Annotated in this window: 15 protein-coding genes and 3 pseudogenes; 8 read left to right on the top strand and 10 right to left on the bottom strand. The window is 68.8% G+C overall.

Annotated features, from left to right (window positions below; all coding sequences use genetic code 11):
* From CCN51_RS53060 to CCN51_RS06635, 3 genes and pseudogenes are all read right to left on the bottom strand, one after another.
* Positions 1-275: pseudogene (locus tag CCN51_RS53060) on the bottom strand (hypothetical protein); the annotation flags it as partial.
* A gap of 155 nt (positions 276-430) precedes the next feature.
* The gene (locus tag CCN51_RS06640) at positions 431-889 is read right to left on the bottom strand and encodes an SDR family oxidoreductase (RefSeq protein WP_014172945.1); all 459 of its coding nucleotides are present in this window, start codon (positions 887-889) and stop codon (positions 431-433) included.
* Positions 890-1,042: 153 nt separating this feature from the next.
* Positions 1,043-1,546, bottom strand: coding sequence for a hypothetical protein (locus CCN51_RS06635; protein ID WP_014172946.1), 504 nt, complete (start codon positions 1,544-1,546; stop codon positions 1,043-1,045).
* Between the two features lie 316 nt (positions 1,547-1,862).
* Between CCN51_RS06635 and CCN51_RS06630 the strand changes: the two genes are divergently transcribed.
* Entirely contained in the window at positions 1,863-2,786 is a 924-nt protein-coding gene (locus CCN51_RS06630; RefSeq protein ID WP_014172947.1) for an RNA polymerase sigma-70 factor, read from the top strand.
* Positions 2,787-3,133: 347 nt separating this feature from the next.
* Here the strand turns inward: CCN51_RS06630 and CCN51_RS56320 are convergent, their stop codons facing one another.
* Complete coding sequence (locus tag CCN51_RS56320) at positions 3,134-3,529, bottom strand: HAD hydrolase-like protein (RefSeq protein WP_202948282.1); 396 nt, start codon at positions 3,527-3,529, stop codon at positions 3,134-3,136.
* 517 nt (positions 3,530-4,046) lie between these two features.
* Here CCN51_RS56320 and CCN51_RS06620 point away from each other — a divergent pair.
* The 6 genes from CCN51_RS06620 (at position 4,047) to CCN51_RS06595 (ending at position 12,674) form a co-directional block, all read left to right on the top strand.
* Positions 4,047-5,444 carry an FAD-dependent oxidoreductase gene (locus CCN51_RS06620; protein ID WP_014172949.1) on the top strand — a complete coding sequence of 466 codons (1,398 nt, stop codon included), beginning with the start codon at positions 4,047-4,049 and terminating at the stop codon, positions 5,442-5,444.
* A gap of 283 nt (positions 5,445-5,727) precedes the next feature.
* Positions 5,728-7,776, top strand: coding sequence for a transketolase (gene tkt, locus CCN51_RS06615; protein ID WP_014172950.1), 2,049 nt, complete (start codon positions 5,728-5,730; stop codon positions 7,774-7,776).
* 13 nt (positions 7,777-7,789) lie between these two features.
* On the top strand, positions 7,790-9,418 hold the full coding sequence (pgi, locus tag CCN51_RS06610) for a glucose-6-phosphate isomerase (protein ID WP_014172951.1): 1,629 nt from the start codon (positions 7,790-7,792) through the stop codon (positions 9,416-9,418).
* Positions 9,419-9,451: 33 nt separating this feature from the next.
* Positions 9,452-10,486 (top strand): phosphogluconate dehydrogenase (NAD(+)-dependent, decarboxylating), encoded by a 1,035-nt coding sequence (gene gnd / locus CCN51_RS06605; RefSeq protein WP_014172952.1) that lies wholly within the window; start codon positions 9,452-9,454, stop codon positions 10,484-10,486.
* Entirely contained in the window at positions 10,483-11,925 is a 1,443-nt protein-coding gene (gene zwf / locus CCN51_RS06600; RefSeq protein ID WP_014172953.1) for a glucose-6-phosphate dehydrogenase, read from the top strand. The genes gnd and zwf overlap by 4 nt, the downstream gene beginning before the upstream one ends.
* Positions 11,922-12,674, top strand: coding sequence for an SDR family NAD(P)-dependent oxidoreductase (locus tag CCN51_RS06595; protein ID WP_106436286.1), 753 nt, complete (start codon positions 11,922-11,924; stop codon positions 12,672-12,674). Before zwf ends, CCN51_RS06595 begins: the two co-directional genes overlap by 4 nt.
* Positions 12,675-12,747: 73 nt before the next feature.
* Here the strand turns inward: CCN51_RS06595 and CCN51_RS59835 are convergent.
* Positions 12,748-12,846: pseudogene (locus CCN51_RS59835) on the bottom strand (ferredoxin); the annotation flags it as partial.
* A 104-nt stretch (positions 12,847-12,950) separates the two neighbouring features.
* Entirely contained in the window at positions 12,951-13,955 is a 1,005-nt protein-coding gene (locus CCN51_RS06585; RefSeq protein ID WP_014172955.1) for a zinc-binding dehydrogenase, read from the bottom strand.
* A 274-nt stretch (positions 13,956-14,229) separates the two neighbouring features.
* On the opposite strand from CCN51_RS06585, the gene CCN51_RS06580 reads away from it, so the two are divergent.
* Positions 14,230-15,531 (top strand): SGNH/GDSL hydrolase family protein, encoded by a 1,302-nt coding sequence (locus tag CCN51_RS06580; protein WP_078610839.1) that lies wholly within the window; start codon positions 14,230-14,232, stop codon positions 15,529-15,531.
* A 91-nt stretch (positions 15,532-15,622) separates the two neighbouring features.
* Here the strand turns inward: CCN51_RS06580 and CCN51_RS06575 are convergent, their stop codons facing one another.
* From CCN51_RS06575 to CCN51_RS54800, 4 genes and pseudogenes are all read right to left on the bottom strand, one after another.
* The gene (locus tag CCN51_RS06575) at positions 15,623-16,138 is read right to left on the bottom strand and encodes a DUF6328 family protein (protein ID WP_014172957.1); all 516 of its coding nucleotides are present in this window, start codon (positions 16,136-16,138) and stop codon (positions 15,623-15,625) included.
* Between the two features lie 23 nt (positions 16,139-16,161).
* Positions 16,162-16,329, bottom strand: coding sequence for a hypothetical protein (locus CCN51_RS54805; protein ID WP_158104649.1), 168 nt, complete (start codon positions 16,327-16,329; stop codon positions 16,162-16,164).
* A 98-nt stretch (positions 16,330-16,427) separates the two neighbouring features.
* The gene (locus tag CCN51_RS06570; RefSeq protein WP_014172959.1) at positions 16,428-17,396 is read right to left on the bottom strand and encodes a X2-like carbohydrate binding domain-containing protein; all 969 of its coding nucleotides are present in this window, start codon (positions 17,394-17,396) and stop codon (positions 16,428-16,430) included.
* A gap of 124 nt (positions 17,397-17,520) precedes the next feature.
* A pseudogene (locus tag CCN51_RS54800) lies at positions 17,521-18,151 on the bottom strand (hypothetical protein); the annotation flags it as partial.

Here is an 18,151-nt window from a genome sequence, read left to right as displayed (position 1 = left end):
GGGCCGGACGGGGTGGGCTCAACCGCCTCGGTGACCTTTGCCCGCACCGGCTTCGGGACGGCCACACCCACGGCAGCCTCGCCGGACGCGAGCGTCGCCACCTGCATCAGGTCCTGGAGAGCGTTCAGGGTCGTCCGCACCGAGCCGAGATGCGCCACCACCGCGGCCAACTCCCGCTCCAGGGCCTGCCGCTGGACCTCCAGGCGACGCAGCTCCTCCTGCAGGTTCTCTGCGGTGATCTCAATGCTCTGTGCCGTGTGGGCTACCGAGACCATGCGTTCCTCTCATCCCCAGACCCTTTACGCTGCCCATCCGCACGTCTCGAACCGTGTGCATCGTGTGCGGCAGCCCATCCGGATACAGAGTAATACGCGTAGTGAACGTCGCCCATTCTTCTGACGGCACAGTGTGGATGCAGCACAGTGTGAAATTATCGGGAAGCCAGCCAGTCCGCGTAGCGAGTGGGGGCCAGCCGGGCGTCCTCCTTGCCCGTGAGGACGTCCCCACGGACCAGGGCGAACATGCCGGCGGTGTCGTCCGTCATGACGGTACGGCCGTCGGAACGGGCCGCCAGGGTGATCCTGCCGAGTTCGTCGAGCGGGAAGACTTCGGGGCCGGCGAAGTGGCGGACGCCGGCCTTCTCCCCGGCCGTCAGCAGGTTCCCCATCGACTTCCGGAAGAAGACCGCCGAGGCCTCGTCGAAGGTCGGGGAGTTCGTCAGACTGACGATGACGTCGGCATCGGCGACCGCATCAGCCACCCCTTCGCCCGTGATGACGTCGACTCCCGTCGACTTCGAGTGGGGCACCGCCTCGTGACCGACAGTGTTCAGCTTCTTCACGACCTGTGATCCGATCAGCCCGGTACCACCGATGACTGCGATCTTCATGGCATGACCTCCCACCGAGGAGCTGCATCCGTTTCATCGCTTATGTACCGACCGAAGCACGCTCACCGCGGGCTCGCACGCCCGGTGCGCCGCATAGCGCGGCGACAGCGACGCGCCGCAGCCGCGTACCCGCGCGGGCTGCCGGCGCGGACACTAGCACCGTCCGTCGGACACCGTGGCGGACACCCGGACCCCCTCGACGGTCCCGGTGCCTGAACCAGTGGTTCCCGCGCCACCGACGGTGGCGTCGGTCGTGGTCACCTGGATGCAGTGAGCGGGTCCGTCCTCTTCGGCGAAAACCGTGAAGTCCAGCCCCTGGTTGAGCACATGCAGGTCTTCCCACGCCCCCTTGCCCTTGGCCGCGCGCCGCAAGTGGTCCTCCACCGCGTCATGGACGGTGTACGCACTGGCGTACGTGGCCCCGTCGACGGCCTCGGCCGCCTCCCGCGCCACCGCCCCGACCTCGCCATCGCTCCACGTCTGCTCCCGGTACACGTTCACCAGATACAGGCCCAGGGCCACCAGAAGCACTCCGTAGACCAGCCATCCTGTCCGCCGGGAGAGGACGGCGTTGCTCGTCGAGCCGGCGGAGCTCTTCGCACCGGCGACGAAACACGCCACCGCCAATACGAAGACGACGACGATGAGGGCGATCACACACTCATGATGTCCCGGCCCAGCATCCCCTGAAACACCTGTCCACTCCCCACTCGGCACAGTCCCTGCTTGGCACACTATTTCCTCGGCTGACGCACATCGGCGACCGGGAGATCCAGGTCACATGCGGCCATGTCACAGGGGGTTGGGCTGCCTCGTCTCAGGAGGTGAAAGCCGCTGACGATCACGGAGGAGAGCACATCACGGTCAACCGGCGGCGTTACTCTGGCCTGCCGGTGATCCCGATGATCACCAGAAGATGCCCGCGCCGGCGAGTACGGCCGGGTGGAAGGGCCTCTACGGGAGGGGATCCGGCGTGAGCAAGGTCGAGGAGTTCGAGGAGCTGCGGCCGCTGCTGTTCTCGATCGCGTACCGGATTCTGGGCAGCGTGAGCGAGGCCGAGGACGCGGTGCAGGAGACGTGGCTGCGCTTTGACGGCTCGACGACCCGGCCCACGTCGACCAAGGCATTTCTGTCGACCACGGTGACACGGATCTCGATCGATGTGCTGCGTTCCGCCCGGGTGCGGCGGGAGGAGTACGTCGGACCGTGGTTCCCCGAGCCGCTGCTGAGCGATCCGTATGAGGATCCGGCGCGGGCGGCGGAGCTGGCCGACTCGGTGTCGATGGCCGCACTGCTGCTGTTGGAGCGGCTCAGCCCGCTGGAGCGGTCGGTGTTTGTGCTGCGCGAGGTGTTCGCCTTCGGGTTCGACGAGATCGCCGCGGCGGTGGGGCGTTCGGAGGCTGCATGCCGGCAGCTGCTGGTGCGCGCGCGGCGTCATATGGAGGCCGGACGGCCGCGGTTCGAGGCGGACCGGCAGGAGCGGCAGGAACTGGCGACGCGGTTCTTCGACGCCCTGAAGGACGGCGATGTGGGCGGGCTGCGGAATCTGCTGGCCGCCGACGCACAACTGGTCGGCGACGGCGGCGGCAAGGCCCCGCAGCTGGCCAAGGCCGTCATCGGCGCGGAGAACGTGGCCCGGGTGCTGGGCACGGTCTTCCCCTTGATGATCCGGATCGATGTGACGTTCGAACCGCACGAGGTCAACGGCCAGTCCGGCGCCATCTTCCGCGACCGGGACGGCAAGGTGCTCCACACCCTGGCCCTCGATGTGCTCGACGGGCGGATTCAGACCATCCGCACGGTGATCAACCCCGATAAGCTCGGCCACCTCGGGCCAGTCGCCGACGCCTGGGCCATCGACCGCGAGGTGAAGCAGGCCCGTCGGCAGTCGAACTGACCACGGCAGGTGGCGCGCCCGCCGTCGGAGGCTGAGCCGCCACCGCCTCTGACGCTGTGATCGACGTCACACCACACCGATCGAACTAGTCGGCCGTTCCCCCATCTTGTCTGCGTCCAGCAACGCACAGACGCCCAGTCGCGCACAGACGCAGAAGAAACAGGAACGTCCGACATTGAAAACAATCACGCCTTGCCGAGGCCGACAAGCTGCCGGCCGTCCCGCTCCACCGCCGGGTCGGCCCACGCCTCCTGCAGGCGGCTGAGCCAGAGGTCTGACGGCCCCTCCCCCGCTTCGACGGCATCGCCCCCTCCGGTTGGAGAGGGCGCGCCGTCGAAGCGGGGTTTTCAGATCTGTGGGAACGGTTCGGTCAGTGCCGTGAGCACGTGGTCGGCCCGGGCGGCACTCAGCTCCTCGACCGTGTAGTGGCCGCTGGCGACCCCGACCCCGGTCGCATGCGCCGTATGCGCGGCTTCGATATCGCGAGGGGTGTCCCCGACCACGTACACCTCGTCGCGGGTCAGATCGCGCCCATGCAGCCGACCGGCTTTGGCCATCGCCATGCGGGTGATCTCCGCCCGGTCCGGGGAGTCCGAGCCATAGGCGCCGAAGACGAAGTAGCGGCCGAGCTTGCCCGGTTCCATCTTGATCCTGGCCGCACCTTCCATCGCGCCGGAGATGAGCCCGAGGATGACCCCCGCGTCCGCGATCCGTCGCAGGGTTTCCTCGACGCCGTCCAGCACGCGATACCCCTTGGAATCCCAGATGTCCTCCGACAGATGCCACAGATACGCGGGCGTACAGGCGGGCCATCTCGTCGTGACTGGGTTCCCGGCCGAGCACGGCATGGAACGTTTTCCGGCCGACCTGTGGATCCGTCTCCCCAGCCGAGGTGTGTTTTCCGATATCGGCGGCTACACCGTGCAACTGATCGAATGCCCAGGCCCAGCTGCGTCTTCCCGAATCTCCGGTGTGGACCAGGGTTTCGTCGATATCGAAAAGCACTGCTATCGGTCCGGCCATGGCTCGCTCTCCTCCGGTTCGACAGCGACCGCGGGGTGCACCGTCGGACGCGGCAGTCGCGCCCGCGCCTGCGATCGCATGTGCTTCCTTCCAGAGTGCGCGATGGATCCGCTGAAGGGCGAAAAGCCAGCCGCCGGCAGCCGGCCGGGGGGCCAGTTGCGTCGCCGTGGTCTTGGTGGTGCCGTTGAGATGACGGCATCTATTTCGTGCTCATCTATTTCGACATCGGGAGCGAACATGGGCACCACGAACCGAAGCCTCCATGCCGATGTGCTCGTGATCGGATTCGGCAAGGGCGGAAAGACGGTGGCCGCCACCATGGGTCGGCTCGGCAAGCGCGTGGTGCTGGTCGAGCGGTCGGCGAGGATGTACGGCGGCACCTGCCCGAATGTCGGCTGTGTGCCGACCAAGGCACTGGTCCACCACTCCCGCAAGCGTCGGCCTGAGGATGTGCCGCAGGAGTGGTACGAGCGCTCCGTCGGCGAGGTGCAGGCGCTGACCAAGTTGTTCCGCGGCGGCAACTACGACGGGCTGAACAGTATGGACACCATCACAGTGATCACGGGAACGGCCGCGTTCACCGATCCGCACACCGTGAGCGTGGACTCCGGCGATGGCCGCGTGACCATCACCGCCGAGACGATCCTGATCAACACCGGATCGCAGCCGATCGTCCTCGACATCCCCGGCCTGCGGACCAGTCAGTACACCGTGACCAGCACCGAACTGATCGACACCACCATCCTCCCGGGGCGGCTGGCCATCATCGGTGGCGGCTACCTCGGCCTGGAATTCGCCTCGATCTACGGGCAGTTCGGCTCACAGGTCACCGTGCTCGAGGCAGCCCCGAAGATCTTCGGCCTCGTGGATGACGACGTCGCCGCCGTTGCCGAGGGCATCCTGGTGGACGAAGGCATCGAGATCATCACCGGTGCGAGCACCACGGAGATCCGTGACGGCGAAACCTCCGCGACCGTCGTCTACGAAGCGGACGGCCGACAACACACGCTGGAAGCCGACGCGGTCCTGGCCGCCACCGGCCGCGCACCGGCCACCCGCAATCTGAACCTGGAAGCCGCCGGTGTGCGCACCACCCAGCGCGGGGCGGTCGAGGTCGATGAACATCTGCGCTCCAGCCAGCCGCATATCTTCGCGCTCGGAGATGTCAACGGCGGGCCGCAGTTCACCTACATCTCCCTCGACGACAGCCGTATCGTCCTCGACCAGCTGATCGGCGAGGGCAAGCGCTCCACCGCCGACCGGGTCGCCATCCCCCACACCGTCTTCATCACCCCGCCACTGGCCACCGTCGGGATCACCGAGGCACATGCACGGGCCAACGGGTACCGCGTGAAGATCGCAAGCCAGCCGGTCGCCGACATCGTCGCCATGCCGCGTGCGTACATCGTCGAGGACACCCGCGGGATGATGAAGTTCGTCCTCGACGCCGAAACCGATGAGATCCTGGGCGCCGCCCTGCTCAGCGTCGACGCACAGGAAATGATCAACACCGTCTCGCTCGCCATGCGGCATGGCATCAGGGCGGCCGAACTCCGCGACGCCGTCTACACCCATCCCACCTCCACCGAGGCCTTCAACGACGTCCTCGCCACCGTCGTCCGGTCCGACGTATGAACAAGGGGCCGGCCCTCCGGAACCTGCCGAACCTCCCGAACCTCCCGAACCGATACGAGGTCATGGCCTCATGCGGTCGGCCCTACGACGAGCGGGGTCGTACCCCCTGTCGTGGCTCACCGGACACACCCCGGGAAATCCCCGGGAACCCGGCGCCGAGCCGACCTGAGTTGAGGGTGGGTACGGGCAAGCCTAGGCTGGTGAAAGTGGGTGAATCACATGGCCCACGCGTGGCCAAGCCTCCAACCCAGGTGCATCGAGAGCACGGAAGGGCGGCGTGGCGATGACCGACCTGGACACGCTGTCGGTGAACACGATTCGCGGACTGTGCATGGACGCGGTCCAGAAGGCGAATTCGGGGCACCCAGGAACTCCGATGGGGATGGCACCGGTCGCGTACACGCTGTGGCAGCGGTTTCTGCGCTTCGATCCCGCCGATCCCATCTGGCCGAACCGCGACCGTTTCGTGCTCTCCGAGGGCCATGCCTCCACCCTGCTCTGGTCGCTTCTGTACCTGACCGGTGTCCGCACGGTCGACCCCGACTACGAGGTGCTGGGCCGTCCGGCGGTGACCCTCGACGATCTCAAGTCGTTCCGGCAGCTCGATTCGCGCTGCCCGGGCCATCCCGAGTACCGGTGGACCAGCGGTGTCGAGACGACCACCGGCCCGCTCGGGCAGGGGGTCGCCACCTCCGTCGGCATGGCGATCGCCGGCCAGTGGCTGGCGGCGCGGTTCAACCGCGGGGACTTCACGCTTTTCGACTTCGACGTGTACGCGCTCGCCGGGGACGGCTGCATGATGGAGGGCGTCTCCTCCGAGGCGGCCTCGCTGGCCGGACACCTCCAGCTGTCCAATCTGTGCTGGATCTACGACTCCAACCGGGTCACCATCGAGGGCCACACCGACATCACCTTCACCGAGGATGTCGCCGCTCGCTTTCTGGCCTACGGCTGGAACGTGACCACCGTCGCCGACGCCAACGACCTCGACCAGATCAGCCGCGCCTTCCACACCTTCCGCGCCGAAACCGAACGCCCGACCCTGGTTCTCGTGCACAGCCACATCGGCTACGGCTCGCCGGTCGAGGACTCACCGAAGGCACACGGAGCGCCGTTCGGGCCGGAGGGGGTCAGGGCCACCAAGCGTGTCCTCGGCATTCCGCCGGACGCCGACTTCCACATCCCCGACGGTGTGCCCGACTGGTTCGCCCGCGGTATCGGCGCGCGGGGCGCGGAGTTGCGCAGCGGCTGGGAGAAGACGTTCGACGCCTACCGCGGCGCGCACCCCGATCTCGCCGAGGAGCTGGAGCGGATCCAGCGTCGGCAGCTCCCGGACGGCTGGCAGGACGCGCTGCCCACCTTCCCGGCCGATCCCAAGGGTCTGGCGAGCCGCGATTCGTCGGGCCAGGTGCTGAACGCCGTGGCGACGGCGGTGCCCTGGGTCCTCGGCGGGTCCGCAGATCTGACACCGTCGACCAAGACCCGCCTCGTATTCGGTGGAGCTGGCGACTTCCAGCCCGACGACCGGTCCGGGAGCAATCTGCACCTCGGCGTCCGGGAACACGCGGCTGCCGCCGTCGCCAACGGCATGGCGCTGACAAAGCTCCGTCCGTACTGGTCCGGGTTCCTGATCTTCTCCGACTACGCCAAGGCGGCCATCCGCCTCTCCGCGCTGATGGAGATCCCCACCGTGCACATCTTCACCCATGACTCCATCGGGGTCGGCGAGGACGGCCCCACTCACCAGCCCGTCGAGCAACTGGCGGGGTTGCGCGCGACGCCCGGGCTGCTCGTTTTCCGGCCCGCCGACGCGAACGAGGTCGTCGAAACCTGGCGCGTGGTCACCGCCCTGCGCAGGGAGCCTGCCGCGCTCGTCCTCTCCCGTCAGCCCCTTCCCACCCTCGACCGCGATCGGCTCGGGGCGGCCAGTGGTGTCGCGCGGGGTGCCTACGTCCTGGCGGACGCATCCCCGGGCGAGCCCGAGGTGATCCTGCTCGCCACCGGCTCCGAGGTGTCGCTGGCCCTGGCCGCGCATGACGAACTCGCCGCCGGGGGCATCGCGTCCCGGGTGGTGAGCATGCCGTGCTGGGAGCTGTTCGACCGCCAGCCGCGGGAGTACCGCGATCAGGTGCTGCCGCCCGCGGTGACGGCCAGGGTCGCGGTGGAGGAGGCCTCCACGTTCGGCTGGGACCGGTACGTCGGTGATGGCGGGGCCATCGTCGGTATGCACACCTTCGGCGCCTCCGCACCCCTCAAACAGCTGCTCAACAAGTTCGGATTCACCCCTGAGCGTGTCTCTCAAGTGGCGCGCGAGCTGGTGGCTCCGGGCTGAGGAGGTCCGTGAGATGTCCATCGACTCCCTGCGGCAGAAGCCGTCGTGGAAGGCGCTTGAACAACATCACTCCGAGATCGGAGCGGTCCATCTGCGTGAGCTGTTCGCTCAGGACCCGGACCGTGGTGAGCGGCTGTGCGCGGAGGGGGCCGGCCTGTATCTCGACTACTCCAAGAACCGCGTCACCGACGAGACGATGCGCCTGCTCTGCGAGCTCGCCAGGGAGTGCGGTGTGGAAGAGCGCAGGGACGCGATGTTCCGCGGGCAGCACATCAACGTCTCGGAAGACCGCCCGGCGCTGCATGTGGCCCTCCGTATGCCACGGGGGAGTTCGCTCGTCGTCGATGGCGCCGACGTCGTCGCCCAGGTCCATTCCGTCCTGGACCGCATGGCCACCTTCGCCCGGCGCATCCGGTCGGGCGAGTGGAAGGGGCACAGCGGAAAGCCGATCAGAAACATCGTCAACGTCGGGATCGGCGGCTCCGACCTGGGTCCGGTCATGGCGTACGAGGCGCTGCGCCACTACACCCGGCGCGATCTGACCTTCCGTTTCGTGTCCAACGTCGATGCGACCGACTTCGTCGAGGCGACCCGCGACCTCTCCCCGGAGGAGACCCTGTTCATCATCTCCTCCAAGACCTTCGGCACGCTGGAAACCCTCACCAACGCGCGTTCGGCGCGCGACTGGGTGGTGGGCGCCCTCGGCAGCGAGGAGGCCGTGGCCCGGCACTTCGTCGCGGTCTCGACCCATGCCCGGCGCGTGGCGGAATTCGGCATCGACACGGCCAACATGTTCGAGTTCTGGGACTGGGTCGGCGGTCGTTATTCGATGGACTCCGCCATCGGTCTGTCCACCATGGTCGCCATCGGACCCGAGCAGTTCCAGGACATGCTGGCGGGCTTCCACGCCATGGACGAACACTTCCGCACGGCCCCGCTCGAGGCGAACCTGCCCGGGCTCATGGGGCTCCTCGCCGTCTGGTACGCGGAGTTCTTCGGCGTCCAGACCATCGGTGTCATGCCGTACGAGCAGTATCTGAAGCGGTTCCCGGCATACCTCCAGCAACTCACCATGGAGTCCAACGGCAAGCATGTGACCCTGGGCGGCACACCGGTCGACTACGACACCGGACCCGTCTACTGGGGAGAGCCCGGCACCAACGGCCAGCACAGCTTCTACCAGCTCATCCACCAGGGGACCCGGCTGATACCGCTCGATCTGATCGGCTTCGGCAAGAGCCTCAACCCGCTCGGCGACCACCACGACATCCTGTCGTCCAACATCTTCGCGCAGGCCGAAGCGCTCGCCTTCGGCAAGACCGAGCGGGAGGTCCGGGCGGAGGGCACCGCGCCCGAGGTCGTTCCGCACCGCGTCATGGAAGGCAATCGCCCCACCAATGTGCTGCTCGGCGAGGTCCTGACACCTCGGCTGCTCGGCACGCTCGTCTCCCTCTACGAGCACAGCGTGTTCACCCAGGGGGTGATCTGGGACATCGATCCCTTCGACCAGTGGGGGGTGGAGCTCGGCAAGGTACTCGCGGCCCGGATCACCCCGGAACTCACCTCCGACGCCGAACGGGAGCTCACCCACGACTCGTCGTCCAACGCCCTCATCCGTCGTTACCGCGCCCTCAAGCATTAGGGCCCGTCCCACAACGTCCCGCAGGAGAGCACCATGGCAACCGACACCCCCATGCAGCTCGGCATGATCGGGCTCGGCCGGATGGGCGCGAACCTCGTGCGCCGGCTGATGCGCGACGGCCACCGCTGTGTGGTCTACGACCTCGACGAAAGCGCCGTACGAGAGCTGGAAGGCGAGGGCGCCGTCGCCGCCCGCTCGCTCGGCGACCTGGTGGCGAAGCTGGAGCGGCCACGGGCCGCCTGGCTCATGCTGCCCGCCGCCGTCGTCCAGCCCACCCTCGATCAGCTGGCCGAACTCCTCGACCCGGACGACGCGGTCATCGACGGTGGCAACTCCTACTACCGCGATGACATCACCCGTGCGGCGCAGCTCGCTCCTCGCCGCATCCACTATCTGGACTGCGGGACCTCGGGCGGGGTCTGGGGGCTCGACCGCGGATACTGCCTCATGATCGGCGGTGAGCGGGAGCCGGTCGCCCGGCTCGACCCCATCTTCCGGACCATCGCGCCCGGCACCGGCTCCGCCGAGCCGACCCCGAGCAGACAGGCCGACGGCACGGCACCCCAGGGCTATCTCCACTGCGGTCCGAGCGGCGCCGGACACTTCGTGAAGATGGTTCACAACGGGGTCGAGTACGGAATGATGGCCTCGATCGCCGAAGGACTCAGCATCATCGAGCATGCGGACGCCGGGCTGCGCAAGCGCACGGCCGACGCGGAGACCACCCCGCTGCGCGAACCGGAGGCCTATCAGTACGAGATCGATGTCGGCGAGGTCGCCGAAGTGTGGCGCCGCGGCTCGGTCGTGGGCTCCTGGCTCGTCGACCTCACCGCCGACGCCCTCGCCCGGTCCCCGCATCTGGAGGATTTCGCCGGGCACGTCTCGGACTCCGGCGAAGGCCGTTGGACCGTACGGGCGGCGATCGACGAAGGCGTACCCACCCCTGTGATCGCCACCGCGCTCACCGATCGGTTCGAGTCCCGCGGTCTGGGCGAGTTCGGCGACCGGGTCCTGTCCGCCATGCGCAGTGAGTTCGGCGGACACGCCGAGAAGCGGAGCCGGCCGTGACCCGCCCGGACAACCACGTCATCGTGCTCTTCGGCGCCTCGGGCGACCTCGCCAGGCGCAAACTCCTCCCCGGGCTGTACCATCTCGCCGCGGCGGGCCTCCTCCCGGACGGCTACCGCATCGTGGGCTCGTCCCGTGCCAAGTCCGCGCTGAGCGACGACGCCTTCCGCGCCCTGGCGCACGACGCGGTCACCACCTTCGGACGGTCCGAGCCGTCCGGGCCTGCGTGGCAGTCCTTCGCGGACTCGCTGTCGTACGGCGCGGCCGACGCCCAGGACCCCGGCCCGCTGCTCGCGGCCATACGGGCAGCCGAGGACTCCCTCGGCGGGCGGCCAAGCAGACTGTTCCATCTGGCCATTCCGCCCCCCGCGTTCGCATCCACCATCGGAATGCTCGGCGATACGAACCTGGCGGAGAACGGGAAAGTGATCGTGGAGAAGCCCTTCGGCACCGATCTCGCGTCAGCACAAGCGCTCAACGAGACAATCCACGCCGTCTTCGACGAATCCCGGGTCTTCCGCATCGACCACTTCCTCGGCAAGGAATCGGTGGACAACATTCTCGCCTTCCGGTTCGCCAACGGCCTGTTCGAACCCATCTGGAACCGGGACCACATCAGCTATGTGCAGATCGACGTCCCCGAAACGCTCGGCCTCGAGGGCCGCGCCCACTTCTACGAAGGCACCGGAGCCTTCCGGGACATGATCGTCACCCATCTGATCCAGGTGCTCGGCATCGTGGCGATGGAACCACCGGTCTCGCTCGCCGCCCAGCCGCTCCAGGACGAGAAGGCCAAGGTCTTCGAGGCGCTGCGCCCCATCGACCCCGGGCAGGTCGTACGCGGCCAGTACGAGGGCTACCGCGACGAGGCGGGTGTCGCCCCCGATTCACAGACCGAGACGTTCACCGCGCTGCGGCTGGAGGTGGACAACTGGCGGTGGGCCGGCGTCCCGTTCCATCTGCGCTCCGGTAAGAACCTCGCCCAGGGCCGCGAGGTGATCACCCTGGGCCTGCGCGAGCCGCCCCTGCGGATGTTCCGTACCGACCCCGCCCAACAGGACGCGTACCAGGGCAACAAGATAGTGATCGATTTCAAGGACCCCGGGTGGATCGCCGCCACCTTCCTCGCGAAAGAGCCCGGCCCCACCATGCGACTCGGACCGGCGACGATGACCTTCCGCTACGGCGGCTCCTTCTGCCAGAAGCACGGGCTCGAGGGCTACGAACGGTTGATTCTGGACGCCATGCTGGGCGACCGGTCGCTGTTCACCGGGTCCGATGGCATTGAGCACATCTGGGCGGCGTCGGCCCTCCTCCTCGAGAACCCGCCGCCGCTGAAGCCGTACACCCCCGGCTCATGGGGCCCCGAACCGGCCATCGACGAACTGGTCGCACCACACCAGTGGTATCTGCCGGATGCCAATAAGGACCGGCCATGACGGCTCCGTCCATGCAGGGGAAGGTCGCGCTCGTGACCGGGGCAACCAGCGGCATCGGCGCGGCCACAGCACAAGCGCTGGCCGAGCGCGGTGCGCACACACTGGTCGCCGGCCGTGACGCGGCCCGCGGCGACGCCGTGGTCGGGGCGATCCGGGAGCGCGGCGGGAGAGCCGACTTCGTGGGCGCGGACCTACGCGACGCCCCGGCGGTGCGACGTCTTGCACACGACGCCCTGACAGTGGGCGGCGGCCGGGTCGACATCCTGGTCAACAATGCGGGGATCTACCCCTTCGGGCCGACGGAGGACACGGAGGAAAGCCTGTTCGACGCGGTGTACGCGCTCAACGTCAAGGCCCCGTTCTACCTGGTGGCCGAACTCGCCCCGCCGATGGCCGACCGGGGCGCCGGAGCGATCGTCAATGTGAGCACCATGGCGGCCGTGCTCGGGTTCGAGGGCATGGCGTTGTACGGGTCGAGCAAGGCGGCGCTGAACCTCCTGACAAAAGCGTGGACGGCCGAGTACGGCCCGCGGGGCGTGCGGGTGAACGCCGTGCAGGTCGGTCCCACACAGACCGAGACCACCGCTAAGTTTGAGGAGGACCTGCAGAGCCTGGCCGCCCAGGCACCCGCCCGACGGCCGGCGTCGGCCGCGGAGGTCTCGGCGGCGATCGTGTACCTGGCGGACGACGAGGCGAGCTTCGTGCAGGGCGCGATCCTGCCCGTCGACGGCGGTCGCACCGCCGTCTGACCGCGAACGGTCCGTCACCGCGATTGAGCGCGCTCGCGCCGCACCGCGGTGTCGCTGCCGTCCCACTGGTAGCGATCAACGCCTCCTCCCCCCGCAGCTCGAACACCCGCGGTGCGAGGAACACGCACTGTGCGTACGCCTGGCAGCGGGTGAGGTCCACGACGATCCGCATCCCGAGCCGCTCCCTCCGGCGCGCTGCTGTCCCTTCCCTTTCCAGGTCCGGGACGGCTCGGGCGCCCGCCCGGCTACTCCACCGGAGTCCTCGTACGGCGGCTGTCAGGGGCGGACGAGGACGGTGCCGACCTTGCCGGGCCGTACCGCGTGTTCGACGGCGTTGGTCAGCTCGCCGAGGCCGTACTCGGCGGCCACGACGAACTGGTCCTTGAGCCCCAGCGCGATCTGCTGGGCGGTGGCGACGTCCGATGCCCGCCTCTCGGCGGAGGCTTCGGACAGCCACCGGCCGATGTTCTTGCCTTGCAGGGTCAGCGACTTGTTCAGCAGCGTCGACGCGTGCAGTGGGATCGGCTCCTCGGCGATCAGCCCGTAACTGATCAGCTTCCCGCCCGGCGTCAGCAGGTCCAGAAGGCTCTCGGCCAGCTTCCCGCCGATCGGGTCGAGGGCCACGCTCACCGGTCGGCCACCGGCGGCCTCGCGGACCTCGTCGGTCCAGCCTGGACGCTCGGTCGAGACGACGGGCACGTCCGGGAACCGCCTGCGCAGCTCGGCGGCGCCGCGGTCGCTGCGGACGACGTTGACGAGCCCGAAGTGGTGGAACTGGGACACGCCCGTCACCAGCCGCCCGACCGACGAGCCCGCGGCGGTCTGCACCAGAACACCGTCGTATCCGAAGGCCGGGTGCTCCTGTGCCGCACGGCGCAGCATCACCGTGGTCAGCGGGTTCGCCAGCAGTTGCGCGGCGATCTCGTCCGGCAGTTCGTCCGGTACGGCGACGACCGCCTCGGCGTCCGCCACGATCCACTGGGACCACGCCCCCGGATGCGGGAAGACCGTGACCCGGCCGCCGGCCTCCACCCCCGGCGCCACCGGCGTTCCCGGGCCGATCGCCTCCACCACGCCGGTGGCCTCCACACCGGCCGGAACCGGCTGTGCGGCCTTGCCCGGGTATGCCTCGACAGCCTGGAGATCACCGGGGTGCACCGGGAAAGCCGTGGTGCGGATGAGCACTTGGCCGGGCTCGGGCGCTGTCGGCTCCGGCTCCTCGACGACGGTCAGGACCTCGGCAGGCGACCCGCCACGGGTGTGGACGACACGACGGTTCACGGTTCTCCTCCGGGGCGCGGTGTAGTTCAGCCGACACAGATCTGCAGAGGAAATCGTGCGCATCAGACCGGCGAAATGTCCATTTTGCTCCTCGGTCGGGGCGGCGCGGCGACCGAGCAGCCGGGGACCGTGTACCGCAGGCCACGGGTGGGAAGGGTGGGGTGCGTCCACATCGTCGTGGCCACCGGTCGGGAAAGGATGGTCCGTGCGAAGAATTACGCGAAGACTCGGTCTCTTGGCGGCGGCTGTGCCCGCCACCGTTCTGCCCATCGTGATGCTGGTGTCCGGCGCCCAAGGGGCCGAGCGGAGCGAGGCGCACACCGCACCGGCCGGGGGAAGCGCGGGCGCCGCGCCGCCCGCGGGCACCCACTGGGTGGGCACCTGGGCCGCCATGCCCCAGCTGACCGAGCCGGGAAACATGCCGCCCGCGCCGTACACCCAGGACGGCACGGTCCTCGCCGACAGCACACTCCGGCAGACCGTGCATATATCGGTGGGCGGCAACCATCTGCGGCTCCGCTTCTCCAATGCCTTCGGCGGCGCGCCACTGCCCATCACCCGCGTCTCCGTGGCCCTTCCCATGAACGGCCGGGCCGGTGTGAGCACGATCAAACCGGGCACGTCCCGGCCCGTCACCTTCCACGGCCGTACCTCGACGACGGTGCCGACGGGCGCACAGGTGGTGTCCGACCCCCTGGACTTCGAGCTGGCGGCGGGCTCGAACCTCACCGTGACCGCATACCTGGCCACGGGCCAGCAGTCGACCGCCATCACCTCCCACCCCGGTTCGCGCACCACCTCGTACCTGCTGCGCGGCGACCACGTCGAGGCCACCGACCTGGCGGGGGCGGCCTCGGTCGACCACTGGTACTTCCTGAGCGGCGTCGAGACATGGTCGCCGGCGCGGACCCGGGCCACCGCCGTGCTGGGCGACTCGCTCACCGACGGGAGGGGTTCGACCACCAACCAGAACGACCGCTGGACGGACCGGCTGATGACCCGTCTGCGCACCGACCGCAGGACGGCCGACACGGCGGTGCTCAACCAGGCGGCCGGCGGGAACCGGGTGCTCACGGACGGGTTGGGTCCGGGCGGCCTCTCCCGTGTGGACCGTGACGTACTGGTGCAGCCCGGCGTCACCTCTCTGATCGTCTTCGAAGGCGTCAACGACATCGGGACCGCCCCTGCCACCCCCGACGCCCAGAAGGACGTCGCGGACCGGCTCATCGCCGCGTACGACCAGATCATCATGCGCGCCCACGCGCAGGGGATCCGCGTCTACGGGGCCACCATCACACCGTTCGGTGGCAACCACGACTACGACGACGCGGCGGGCCACCGCGAGGCGACACGGCAGCGGGTCAATGACTGGATACGTACGAGCGGTCGCTTCGACGCGGTCGTGGACCTCGACAGGGCGGCCCGGGACAACGACGATCCACGGCGCCTCCGCCCGGACCTCGACGTGGGTGACCATCTGCACTTCAACCCCGACGGTTACCGCGTGCTCGGCGACGCCTTCCCCTTGGCCCTCTTCGTGAACCGGCCACTGCCACCCGGCTTCGGCTACAACTGATCCGGCGATCCGCGCCTTCCGCGCGGGGCGGAGGGTGTTGTTCGGCGGGGCCGGCGCGTCGTCGGCCCCGCCCCGATGGCTTCGCGCCTGTTCAGCGCTCCTTGCGGTGGCGATGGAAGAGCCAGACCGCGGGGGCGATCCAGCAGCCCGCGAACCACACCAGGGCCGCGACCGTGAGCCAGAGCGCGGTGACATCGGCTACGACGACGCGCAGGATCAGCAGCAGCGCCGACACCACCGTGCACACCAGCAGCACCAGCCCGGCCATGGTGAAGCGGGCCGCAATATGCACCGTCTCCGGCTTCAGCCGGCGCCCGGTGACGATCCGGTGCAAGGGGACCGGTGCGATGAGCGCGCCGTTGGCCGCCGCGCCCAGGAGAACCGTGACCACGTATATGGTCCGATCCGCGTGGCTCAGGCTCTGGAAGCGTGGGGTGAAGGCGACCGTGAGCAGAAAGGCGAACAGGATCTGCATGCCCGTCTGCGTCACCCTCACCTCCTGAAGCAATTCGGACCATCGGCGGTCGGCCCGCTCTTCCCGGGTCTCCTCGTGACCGTACGGTGCTGCACGGCCGTCGGGCCTCGGCGCTTCGTCGTCGTCATGCATCACCGTGCCTCCTTCGCGATGCGCTACCGCCTTATCCCGAGGCGGGCCGCCGTTTCCGGCATCTGGGCGGACCAGGCGAAGCGGTGGTCGTCGTCGCGGCGGGCGCCGGCCCGCTCCGGGAGCGAGGTGGTGGCGGCGGGTTCGAGGGGCTGCGTGCACAGCCACACCACCTCGCCACGGGGTCCCACCACGGCTCCCCCGGGTGGCGGACACGGCTTCCAACGTCGCTTTCAACCATATGACGGTTTACAGTGACGGCGTCAGCGGGGCGGGAACGGTGCAGGTGGGGTCAGGCGGTGGTGCCGGTCACCGAGGTTCCCGTCTTGGTGACGTGGTAGGTCACCGAGGCGCCGCTCCAGAAGTCGAAGGTCAGCGTCACCCGGGAGCCGTCCTTGACCTCGTTGAAGAAGTCGGGGGTCAGTTTGATGGAGTCGCCGGTGTACGCCGAGAACGCGGTGTCCCACTGCTGGTACGGGGTCCAGTCGGCCGGACCGGCGTTGCTCCCGTCGTCGTATCTGGCCTCCATCGTCGCCAGCATGTCGCCCCGGAACTGGGTGGGGATGGCGTAGGAGCCGGTGCTCCCGGTGGCGTTCGACAGTACCGGGGGGTCGTAGGTGATCACGTCGATCCGCCAGGGGACGCCCCGGGAGAATCTGGCCTGCAGCGTGGCGTTGACCCCGTACGCCCGGTCGCCGGCCAGCCGGCCGAGGGCGGCGGCCGTCAGGGTGAGCCGGTCGCCGGAGACGGTGTAGTCCTCGCCCTTCACCAGGTCGCGATCGCCGTGCCGAAGCCCCTGGAAGTCGGTGCCGTTCGGGTTCAGGGTGAGCGTCTGGCTGGTGATGGCGCCCGACTTGGGGAGGAACACCATGTCGCTGGAGGCGGTTCCCGAGCGGGTGGTCCAGCTCGACTTGATCTGGGCGAACAGCTCCGGGTCCCGCCATTGCAGCTCGTTGCGGTTCAGGAACTGACCGGCGTCCCACAGCATCGTGGTGAGCTGCCGCTGGTGGGCGTACTGGCCCAGGTACTCGAAGTACTTGCGCACCTCACCGCGCTCGATGATGCCGGGGCGGGTGTGGTCGTAGGCGAGCAGGGCGTACTCGCCGATGATGACCGGGACGCCTTTCGCGACGAAGGTGTTGTACGCCCGGTCGAAGGCCTGGCTGAGGTCCTTCTCGGCGGTGGCGTCGAAGCGGGTGTACCCGGCGATGTTCACGCTGAAGGGCCACCATCCGTAGAAGTGGATGGTCGCGGCCACCATGGGGTCGCGCAGGGCGGCGATCTCGGCGGCCAGCGCGTCGAGTCGGCCCTGGTCGGCGTTGGTGTGACCCCACGTGCTGGGCCGCCGCGCTACGCACGACGCGGCGGCCCCGTCGCGTGCCTGTTCAGGGGCTCACCATGGCCTTGCCGACCTTGAGGCGGGCGCGGGCTCCTGTGAACAGGAGGTGGCCCCGGCTCTCGTCCTTTCCTCCCTTAGGCATGTCCACGCGCAGCTCGTAGTGTTCCTGGGCGCTTGTGGTGATCAGCAGTTGCATCGCCCGATATTTCTTGTCCTTCACCTCGTACGTGGTGTCGGTGGCCATGGCCTCATAGCCGTGGAAGCTGGTGGGGGCGTACAGCGTCTGGGCATTGTCGTCCGCCCAGGACAAGGTGGCCTCCGACGCCCACTCCTTGATGGTCGTGGGCACCGCCTCCTTGCGGGTCAGCCGGAGCTGGACGGTCTTGTCGCCGTAGGCCACCCACTGGGAGGGGTTCCGGCGGTCCGCGCCGGAGTCCGAGCGGTCGTACTCGAGGGTGCCGGCGGGCACCGACACGATCGCGTCAAGTTGCTTCTCGCGGTGGGCCGTCCAGGTGCCGGGGCGCGGCGACGGGCTGCCGCTCGTGCTCGGGCCGGTGGTCTTCTCCGCCACCGAGCTCGCTCCGTCGTCGCCCGCGGTGACCCCCGCCCAGACGGCGCCCCCGACGGCCAGCACGCCGACCAGGGCGATGGCGAGCAGCTGTCCGGTGGTGTACGGG

Origin of the sequence: Streptomyces milbemycinicus (genome assembly GCF_002154605.1) — a bacterium.
Taxonomy (GTDB): Bacteria; Actinomycetota; Actinomycetes; order Streptomycetales; family Streptomycetaceae; genus Streptomyces; species Streptomyces milbemycinicus.
Note: the sequence above shows the minus strand (reverse complement) of the source record. Positions and strands in the feature narration are given on the sequence as shown.